Source organism: Streptomyces sp. PU-14G (genome assembly GCF_041028275.1).
In the GTDB taxonomy this organism is placed as follows: domain Bacteria; phylum Actinomycetota; class Actinomycetes; order Streptomycetales; family Streptomycetaceae; genus Streptomyces.
The window spans coordinates 1-9,488 of the sequence record NZ_JASKYT010000276.1 but is presented as its reverse complement, the minus strand read 5'-3'; the positions used below and the strand labels follow the sequence as shown (position 1 = coordinate 9,488).

Below are 9,488 nucleotides of genomic sequence, written 5' to 3'. Positions count from 1 at the left end.
GGGAGAAGGCGCGGAGGGGGACGGCACGGACGCGGGCGGGCCGGGAGGCGCCGGCACGGAGGGTGCGGGTGCGGAACCGGCGGGTGGCCCCGAGGGGGCGCCTCCGGCGGCCGGGCCCACCTCGGCGGAGGCGGCTGCGTTCTGGCGGCGCCCGCGTCCGTGCCGTCCCCCTCCGCGCCTTCTCCCTCCGCGTGGCCGGGAGGCGCCGGCACGGAGGGTGCGGGTGCGGAACCGGCGGGTGGCCCCGAGGGGGCGCCTCCGGCGGCCGGGCCCACCTCGGCGGAGGCGGCTGCGTTCTGGCGGCGCATGGCACGTCCGCCCCGGCGGCGCTCGATCAGGGAGACGGCGGTGATGGGCAGCCAGGCCGAAACCGTCCCGCTGTCGTCGCTTCCCGCGCCGAACAGGTGCGGGGCGAGCTGCGCCTGCAGGTCGGCGGGGGTGGGCCGCTCCTCCGCGTTCATCCGCATGCACGACTCGATCAGCGACCGCAGGTCCTCGGGCAGTCCCTCCAGGTCGGGGCCCTCGCGCAGCAGCATGAAGACGGTCTCCACGGGGTTGGCCCCGTGGAAGGGCGCGTGCCCTGTCGCCGCGAAGACCAGGGTGGAGGCGAGCGAGAACACGTCGCTGGCACCGGTCACGCTGCGGGAGTCGCGCGCCTGCTCAGGCGACATGTAGGCCGGGGTGCCCACGGCGACGTTCGTCATGGTCAGCCGGGTGTTGGAGACGCCGGAGGCGATACCGAAGTCGATGACACGCGGGCCGTCCTCGACGACCAGCACGTTGGAGGGCTTCAGGTCCCGGTGGACCAGTCCGGCGCCGTGGATGGACTGGAGCGCCTCGGCGACACCGGCCGCCAGCCAGCGCACCGCCTGCACCGGCAGCGGACCGCACTCGGTGACTATTTCCTCCAGGGAGGGCGAGGGCACGTACGCGGTGGCCAGCCACGGGATCGCGGCGCGCGGGTCGGCGTCCACGACGGCGGCCGTGTAGAAGCCGCTGACCGCCCGCGCGGCCTCCACCTCCCTGGTGAAGCGCACCCGGAAGAGCTGGTCCTCCGCCAGTTCCGTGCGCACCGTCTTGATCGCGACGCGGCGGCCGGACGCCGAACGTGCCAGGTAGACCAGCCCCATGCCGCCGGAACCGAGACGGCCCAGCACCTCGAACGGGCCGATCCGCCGCGGATCGTGCTGCGTAAGCTGCTCCACCACTTGTCCTGCCACCTCCCCGTAGGGGCCGTAAAATCTGCCCGTTCCCGCCCCGTGCAGCCTCTCACTGCCGTGCCGGACCTGACGGTCCTGACGCCGATTCTTCCTGGCGAACGCGCCGGTTGCGAACCCGGGGGCGGCACGTAAGTGTCTTCGTGCCCCGACAAAGGCGCGTATGACCCGGTCAATCCGTCATGTTGGCTCCGCCAGGTATCACCCTGATTGCCCTCATCTCGGCCCGCCGATCGCACACACCCCGTTTGCCTGCGGACGAATCGCGGTCCGATCGCCCGTCGGTAAGCTGACGGGCATGACAGGACAAGTTCGAACCGTCGACGGCCGGGTGGCCGGACGCCGCGGTCAAGCGACGCGGCAGAAGCTGCTCGACTGCCTCAGCGAGATGCTCAGCTCGTCGCCGTACCGGGATGTCAAGGTCATCGACGTCGCGCGGAAAGCGGGCACGTCCCCTGCGACGTTCTACCAGTACTTCCCCGACGTCGAGGGCGCCGTCCTGGAGATCGCCGAGACCATGGCCAAGGAGGGCGCCTCGCTCACCGAGCTGGTGGCCGGCCGCTCCTGGACGGGCAAGGCGGGTTGGCAGACGGCCGAGGAACTGGTCGAGGGCTTTCTGGCCTTCTGGCGCAGGAACGACGCGATCCTGCGCGTGGTCGACCTGGGCGCGGCGGAGGGCGACAAGCGGTTCTACAAGATCCGCATGAAGGTCCTCAACTCGGTGAACAACTCCCTCGCCGACGCCATCAAGGATCTCCAGAACCGCGGCAGGGTCGGCAAGGACGTCAACGCCGCCGCCGTGGCCGGTTCGCTGGTCGCCATGCTGGCCTCCGTCGCGGGGCACCAGAAGGGCTTCCAGAGCTGGGGCGTCAAACAGTCCGAGCTCAAGCCGAGCCTGGCCCTGCTCGTGCACCTCGGCGTGACCGGCAAGAAGCCCACCAAGTAACGCAGCGCGACGCCCCCTCACGCGATGCGTCAGCGCGCCGCGCTGTCCCCCGACACGTGGCATCCCCCGTATGCAGCGTCCCTCGCCCCTCACCGAGAAGCCGTCAGCTCTCCGCCCTGGGCTCCAGGCGGAAGACGCGGATCCGCCGCTCGATCCGGCCCTGGTAGACCGCGTACGGCGGCCAGAACCTCAGCAACTCCTCCCACGCCTCCTCGCGCTCCGCTCCCTCCAACTGCCGCGCCCGTACGGGTATGTCGCGGCCCCGGTAGGTGATACGCGCCTCGGGGTGGCGGCGCAGGTTGGCGGTCCACCCAGGGTGGCCCTGTCTGCCGAAGTTGCTGCCCACAAGCAGCCAGCTCCCCCGTGCCTTCTCCGGCATGCACGCCAGCGGCGTCCGTCGCGTCTCGCCGCTCTTGGCGCCCGTCGAGCTCAGTACGACACCGGGCAGCATCCGGGTACTGAGCATCGTCCGTCCGCCCGAGAGCCGGTGCACCGACCGGTCCAGTACGGGAATCACATGCGGAGCGATCCGCGCGAACACCCGCGTCGAGGACACTGCCTGGATCACCTTCCGTCCGCCTGATCCGGCCATCAGACTCCGGCCTCCTTCCCCGCGGCCGTCCGCGCCGCGTCCCCTTTTTCTGCGTCCGTCCGCCCCGCTTCGCCTTCCTCTGCGTCCGTCCGCGCCGCTTCCTTCTTTCCCGCGTCCGTTCGCGCCGCTTCGCCTTTCTCTGCGTCCGTTCGCGCCGCTTCCTTCTTCCCCGCGTCCGTCCGCGCCACGTCCCCCTTTTCCGTGCCCGTTCGTGCCGCGTTGCCGTTTTCCGCGTCCGTTCGCGCTGTTTCGGCCTTTTCCGCGTCCGTTCGCGCAGCTTCCTTCTTTCCCGCGTCCGTCCGCACCGCTTCCCTCTTTCCCGCGCCCGTTCGCGCCGCGTTCCCCTCTTGCGCGTCCAGGGCTTCTTCCGCCCCCGCGGCGTACAGCGCCGCCTGCTCGGCGGCCTGGTGCCGCAGCCGGTGCACCGGACCGAACAGCAGGTCGTCCCCGGCCGCGCGCCTGAAGCAGAGGTGCGCCGTCTGCTCCCGGGTCGATCCCGCCTCGCCGTGCAACCGCACCGCCTCGCCCGCGGCGAACCGCAGCGCCTCCAGCCCCGCTGCCAGCGCGATCCCGCCGGCCGACCGTGCCCCCGCCTCGTCCGCCCCCGCCGTCCACGCCGCGTAGGAGGCCGCCGCCCGCGCGCCGTGCACCCGAAAGTACGCCTCCGCCAGCCGGGCCCGAACCGCCCGGGGAGAGCCGCACGGCCGTCGCCCGGCGCCCGCACCCGACGTGACCTGTTCGACCGTGCGCGTCAGCGCGCCGTCCGCCGCGCCCACCGCCTCCATGGCGAGGACGGCCGCCACCCGGGGGCCGATGGCGGCCAGCGCGGCCCGCACATCGTGCTCGTCCTGCCCGCCGAGGAGTTCCGCGCGCACGTCGCGCAGTTCGACGCGGGCCACAGCGCGCGTCTCGTCCAGCGCGGAGTGCCGTACGCGCACGAGTCCCGCGGCGCCTTCCGTGACGAGGAAGAACAGGGTGCGGCTGCGCGTGAAGCCGCCCGCGTGCGCCGCGACGAGCAGCAGCCCCGCGCTGTGACCGCCCAGCACCTGCGCCGCTTCCCCGTACAACCGCCATCCGTCCGCCGCACGGTGTGCCTGAACGCCCCCGGCGCGGCCACCGCCGGACCACCCGTCAAGGGGCCGGCCGCCGACGGCTCGCCCGCTGCCGGCCCACCCGTCGCCGGACGCGGACCCGGACCCGTACCCGTCGGGCGAACCGCCACCGGCCCGCTTCTCGGGGTCGGTCGCGCTCGTGAGGCCGAGCGCCACGGGCAGCGTGTCCGGTGGGACGACGAGGGCGCCGGTCAGTTCGCCGCAGGCCAGCCGCGGCAGCACTCCGATGCGCTGCGCCTCGGTGCCCAGGGCGAGTACGAGCGGGGCGACCAGGCAGGCGGTGGGCACCAGCGGGGACGGCAACAGGGCGCGGCCGGTCTCCTCGCAGGCCAGCGCGAGCGCGAGGGTGCCGCGTCCGGCGCCGCCGTAGGCCTCGGGCACCGCGAGGCCGGGCAGGCCGTGTTCCCGGGCGAGCGTGGCCCACAGGACGGTGTCGTACCCCTGCGGTGACCGCGCCGCGGCCGCCACCTCGTCGGGCCCGCTGTGTGGGGCGAGTACTTGTCGCAGCGTACGGCGTATCGCGTTCTGCTCCTCGGTGAACCCCGTGTCCATCGGCAGCGCCCCCTCACGGCGACTTCGTCACCTGACGGGGCGTCATATTAGGCAGCCGCGGCACAGAAGCCCAGGGCACGGGCGGCACCTTGTCGCCGCTTGCGCCCTCCCGGCGACCCGCAGACCTGATGTACCGTCAGTTTCATGCCGCCTGCCGACAGCACCCACCGCATCGGCCGCCGCGTCGCGGTCGCCGGAGTCGCGCTCTCGGACGGAGGGAGGGTCGACGAGGCGACGCCGTACACGCTGCACGCCCAGGCCGCACGCCGGGCGCTGGCGGACGCCGGCATCGATCGCTCCCTGGTGGACGGGTTGGCCTCGGCCGGGCTGGGCACCCTCGCACCCGTGGAGGTCGCCGAGTACCTCGGACTGCGCCCCACGTGGGTCGACTCCACCTCCGTCGGCGGCTCCACGTGGGAGGTCATGGCCTCACACGCCGCCGACGCCATCGCACAGGGCCGCGCGAACGCCGTACTGCTGGTGTACGGCTCCACCGCGCGCGCCGACCTCAAGGCCCGCCGCCGCACCGCCGATCTCTCCTTCGGTACGCGCGGTCCGCTGCAGTTCGAGGTGCCCTACGGGCACACCCTCATCGCCAAGTACGCGATGGCCGCCCGCCGCCACATGCACCAGTACGGCACCACACTGGAACAGCTCGCCCAGGTCGCCGTACAGGCACGCGCCAACGCAGCCGCCAACCCCGACGCCATGTACCGGGAACCGGTCACGGTGGACGACGTCCTGTCCGGCCCGGTGATCGCCGATCCGTTCACCAAGCTGCACTGCTGCATCCGCTCGGACGGTGGCTGCGCGGCGCTACTCGTCGCCGAGGACCTCGTGCCGGACCTGGCCACCCGTCCCGTCTGGATCCTCGGCTCCGGCACGGCCGTCTCTCACACGACGATGTCGGAATGGGAGGACTTCACCGTCTCCCCGGCTGCGACGTCGGGGCCTACCGCCTTCGCGCAGGCCGGCGTCACACCGGGCGACATCGACCTCGCCCAGATCTACGACGCCTTCACCTACATGACTCTCGTGACGCTGGAAGACCTCGGTTTCTGCGCCAAGGGCGAAGGCGGCTCCTTCGTGGAGAACGGCCGGCTGCTGCGGGACGGCGACCTGCCGGTCAACACCGACGGAGGCGGCCTGTCCGCCTGCCACCCGGGCATGCGGGGCCTCTTCCTGCTCGTGGAAGCCGTACGGCAGCTGCGCGGCGACGCCGGCGACGGGCGGCAGGTGCGCAGGCGCGACGGAACACTGCCCGAACTGGCCGTCGCGTCCGGCACAGGCGGCTGGTTCTGCTCCTCGGGGACACTGGTGCTGGGCCGCGGCTGAGGGCCACGGGCGCGCGGTGTCAGAGCCGCTGGTACATGATGTGCAGCCCCACGAACCCGTGCTCCGGATGGCGGAAACCCTCTGGCAAGGTGGCCACGATTTCGAAACCGAGCGACTTCCACAGCGCGACGGCGCGAGTGTTGGTCTCCACGACAGCGTTGAACTGCATCGCCCGGTAGCCCTCACCCCTGGCCCACTCCAGCACGTGCGCACCCAGCGCCCGCCCGACGCCCTTGACGCCGCATCCCGGATCGACCATGAAACTGGCTCCCGCGATGTGGGACGAGCCGCCCATGTGGTTGGGGCCCGTCTTCGCCGAGCCGAGCACGGTGCCGTCCCCGTCCACGGCGACGAAGGTGCGCCCCGGGGGCTCCTGCATCCACAACGCCCGGCCTGTGGCCTCGTCCGTGTCGCGCGGGTACGTGTAGGTTTCGCCGGCGGCGACGATGGTGTGGAAGAAGGGCCAGATGGCGGCCCAGTCGGCTGCGGTCGCTTCACGGATCTGCACGGGCACAGCCTGCGGGAGGGAAGGCCTGTGACGCCAGCGGATATCGCCGCGGCTGGCACGGCGGTGCTCACACCGCGGAACACGGCTCTCGCGACGGTCCCCGCCCTCGCGACGGGCCCCGTCCTCGGGACGAGGCGCGGCTCTCCGCGGAAGGGCGAGACCTATACGGGACGGAAGACAGGGACGGTGACACCGCCGCCCTCGCCGGCCACCTCCCGGAACGCGACCCGTAGCTGCCTCCCCACCACCAGTGCTTCCTGTGGACAGTCGACCAGCTCGGTCATCATGCGCGGACCCTCCACCAGTTCCACGACGGCGGCGACGTAGGGGACGCGCTCCGAGAATGGGGGCAGATCGTTGCGGTGGACGACGGACCAGGTGTAGAGGGTGGCCCGCCCGTTCGCCTCCTCCCAGACGGCGTCCTCACTCCAGCAGTGCGGACAGAACTCGCGTGGATAGTGGTGGGCCATGCCGCACCCTTCGGCACGGCAGCGGCGTATCAGCAGCCGCCCCCGAGCCGCCGCCCGCCAGTACGGTGCGGTGAACGCGTCCGCGTCCGGGACGTCGAACCGCTGTCCCGACGTCGTCCCCATCAGGCCTCCGCTCGCCCAGGCTTCGCTTACGCTCTGCCGTCACCCCGGCCGACGGGAGCACCGCTCCTGACGCCCCGTCAGGTGACACGTCGCAGTGAAGCGGTCCCCGCGTCGCTCCGCAAGGGGGCCGGGCGGGCCGACCGACGACGTTGCGGGAGACCGCGCCTACCATCGTCGTCATGCACATGCCCGAGAACGGGACACCCGTCCACATCCTCGGCGCCGGCCCGGGGGGTCTGGCCACGGCCGCCGCACTGCGGGAGCGCGGCATCAGCGCCGTCGTACTGGAGAAGGCCGACACCGTCGGCGCCTCCTGGCGCTCCCACTACGACCGCCTGCACCTGCACACCACCCGCGCCAACTCCGCGCTCCCGGGGCTGCCCATCCCCCGCGCGTACGGACGCTGGGTCGCGCGCGCCGACCTGGTGCGCTACCTCGAGCAGTACGCGGCGCACCACCGCACAGAGGTGGCCACAGGCGTGGAGGTGCACCGGCTCGAGCGCGGCGAGAACGACCAGTGGGTGCTCCACGCCAACGGAGGACGACGGCTGACCAGCCCCGCCGTCGTCGTGGCCACCGGCTGCAACCACACCCCCTATCTGCCACCCTGGCCAGGGCGCGGCACCTTCACCGGCGACCTGCTGCACGCCTCCGCCTACCGTTCCCCCGCCCCCTACGCGGGCAAGGACGTCCTGGTGGTGGGCGCGGGAAACACCGGGGCCGAGATCGCCACCGACCTCGCGGAGAGCGGAGCAGGGCGGGTGCGCCTTGCCGTCCGCACACCCCCGCACATCCTGCGCCGCTCCACCCTCGGCTGGCCCTCCCAACGCAGCGCCATCCTGTGCCGACGCCTGCCAGTCGGCCTCGTGGACCGCCTGGCGGCGCGGCTCGCCAAAGCCTCACTCCCCGACCTGTCCGCCTACGGCCTGCCCCGGCCCCAGGCCGGCCTGTACACGCGCGTGCGCCAGGGGGCGATCCCGGTGCTGGACGTCGGACTGGTCAGCGCGGTACGGCAGCGGAGGGTCGAACCTGTTGCCGCGCTCGAGTCGTTCGAGGGGGCGAAGGCGGTCCTGGCGGACGGGGAGACCCTCAGCCCGGAGGTGGTCATCGCCGCGACCGGATACCACACAGGGCTGGAGGAGCTGGTCGGTCACCTGGGCGTACTGGACGCGCGTGGCCGCCCCCTGGCTCACGGCCGTCGCACGCACCCGTCGGCCCCCGCTCTCCACTTCACCGGCTTCTCCTACCCGATCAGCGGAACCCTGCGGGAGCTGCGGCTCGACGCCGGGCGGATCGCGAAGGCGATCGCCAAGGCCGCCCGCTGACGCCGCGCCTGACCGCTCGCCCCTAAGAATCCCAGGCGGCCACAAGCGCCCGCTCAGGAGACGACCGCCGCTTCAGCCACCCTCCGGCGGCGCATCCGGCGCCCTCCGCCCACCCTCGCTTCCACCCCCCCTTCTGCGTCTCGGCTGGACGCTCCACGGGCACCACAGACACCCCCACGAGCCCGCAGGACAGCCCTGAGCCCCGCAGAGGGGTTCCTGACGCAGCGTCAGTTCCAGTAACCTGACGGCTCGTCAGTTCCAGTCGGCCACCACACGGGAGTGGGCGAGTACAGATGCTCGGATCGACTCACGGGACCCTCACCATGACCCCCCGCCAGGGCCGGGTACTGGCCTGCGGCGAACCGACCGGCGGTGGCCGCGTCCACAGCAGGGCCGACGACAGCGACGACGTCGGCTTCGATGTCAGCGGCCGGCCACTGCACGCCCCCGTACCCGACCTCGACCGCTTCTTCCGCCCGGAGGCCGTCGCCGTGGTGGGTGCCTCCGACACGGAAGGGCGCCCCAACACCGGTATCACGCGCCAACTGCTGGCCTGGGCGCAGCACGTCGGAGCCCGTCTTTACCCGGTGCATCCCAAGCGGCGCGAGGTGTTCGGGAAGGCCTGCGCGCCCGCCGTCGCCGACCTGCCCGAACCTGTCGACGTCGCCGTCCTCCTCGTGGCCGACCCGCTGCCCGTACTGGAACAGCTGGCGGACACCAAGACGCGGTTCGCCGTCGCCTTCGCCTCCGGCTTCGCCGAGACCGGCCAGGACGGCACCCTCGCCCAGCAGAAACTGGCCGAGGCCGCGGCCCGCTCCGGCGTCCGGCTGCTGGGCCCGAACACCAACCTCAACGCCTTCGAGCGCTTCCGCACCGACCTGGACGGGCCCGCTATCGCCCTCGTCACGCAGTCAGGTCACCAGGGCCGCCCCCTCTTCGCCCTGCAGGAACTGGGCATCCGGCTCTCGCACTGGGCACCGACCGGAAACGAGGCCGACCTGGAGACGGCCGACTTCCTCTCCTACTTCGCCGCCTGCCCCGAGGTGGGGGCCGTGGCGGCATATGTGGAAGGGCTCAAGAACGGCAGGCGGTTCCTGCTCGCCGCCGACCGCGCGGCACGGGGCGGCGTCCCCGTCGTCGCGGTCAAGGTGGGCCGCACCGAGACCGGGGCGCGCACGGCCGCCTCGCACACGGGAAAGCTGACGGGCTCCGACGCCACGGCGGACGCGGCGATGCGGCAGTACGGCGTCATCCGCGTGGACGGGCTGGACGAGCTCCAGGACACGGCCACGCTGCTGGCCCGGGCCC

General features: G+C 72.6%; 9 protein-coding genes. 4 read left to right on the top strand and 5 right to left on the bottom strand.

The window, feature by feature from the left end:
* Positions 1–1,208 (bottom strand): serine/threonine-protein kinase (locus AB8Z75_RS25695; RefSeq protein WP_369205926.1); only part of this gene is annotated, 1,208 nt, incomplete at its 3' end.
* Between the two features lie 307 nt (positions 1,209–1,515).
* Here AB8Z75_RS25695 and AB8Z75_RS25690 point away from each other — a divergent pair.
* On the top strand, positions 1,516–2,163 hold the full coding sequence (locus tag AB8Z75_RS25690) for a TetR family transcriptional regulator (RefSeq protein ID WP_369205924.1): 648 nt from the start codon (positions 1,516–1,518) through the stop codon (positions 2,161–2,163).
* A gap of 103 nt (positions 2,164–2,266) precedes the next feature.
* Here AB8Z75_RS25690 and AB8Z75_RS25685 read toward each other — a convergent pair whose 3' ends face one another.
* Both AB8Z75_RS25685 and AB8Z75_RS25680 read right to left on the bottom strand, forming a co-directional pair.
* On the bottom strand, positions 2,267–2,755 hold the full coding sequence (locus tag AB8Z75_RS25685; protein WP_369205922.1) for a nitroreductase family deazaflavin-dependent oxidoreductase: 489 nt from the start codon (positions 2,753–2,755) through the stop codon (positions 2,267–2,269).
* Positions 2,755–4,419, bottom strand: a complete 1,665-nt coding sequence (locus tag AB8Z75_RS25680) for an acyl-CoA dehydrogenase family protein (RefSeq protein WP_369205920.1) — start codon at positions 4,417–4,419, stop codon at positions 2,755–2,757. Before AB8Z75_RS25680 ends, AB8Z75_RS25685 begins: the two co-directional genes overlap by 1 nt.
* Positions 4,420–4,563: 144 nt before the next feature.
* Here AB8Z75_RS25680 and AB8Z75_RS25675 point away from each other — a divergent pair, with 144 nt between their 5' ends.
* Positions 4,564–5,754, top strand: coding sequence for an acetyl-CoA acetyltransferase (locus AB8Z75_RS25675; protein ID WP_369205918.1), 1,191 nt, complete (start codon positions 4,564–4,566; stop codon positions 5,752–5,754).
* A gap of 19 nt (positions 5,755–5,773) precedes the next feature.
* On the opposite strand, the gene AB8Z75_RS25670 is transcribed toward AB8Z75_RS25675, so the two are convergent.
* A complete protein-coding gene (locus AB8Z75_RS25670; RefSeq protein ID WP_369205916.1) occupies positions 5,774–6,262 on the bottom strand; it encodes an N-acetyltransferase family protein in 489 nt (162 codons plus the stop codon).
* Positions 6,263–6,423: 161 nt separating this feature from the next.
* On the bottom strand, positions 6,424–6,855 hold the full coding sequence (locus AB8Z75_RS25665; protein WP_369205914.1) for a Zn-ribbon domain-containing OB-fold protein: 432 nt from the start codon (positions 6,853–6,855) through the stop codon (positions 6,424–6,426).
* 185 nt (positions 6,856–7,040) lie between these two features.
* Between AB8Z75_RS25665 and AB8Z75_RS25660 the strand changes: the two genes are divergently transcribed.
* Together AB8Z75_RS25660 and AB8Z75_RS25655 are read left to right on the top strand one after the other, a co-directional pair.
* Positions 7,041–8,180: a flavin-containing monooxygenase gene (locus AB8Z75_RS25660; RefSeq protein ID WP_369205928.1), complete on the top strand. Its 1,140-nt coding sequence runs from the start codon at positions 7,041–7,043 to the stop codon at positions 8,178–8,180.
* A 293-nt stretch (positions 8,181–8,473) separates the two neighbouring features.
* The coding region (locus AB8Z75_RS25655; RefSeq protein WP_369205912.1) for a CoA-binding protein at positions 8,474–9,488 on the top strand (1,015 nt) is incomplete at its 3' end.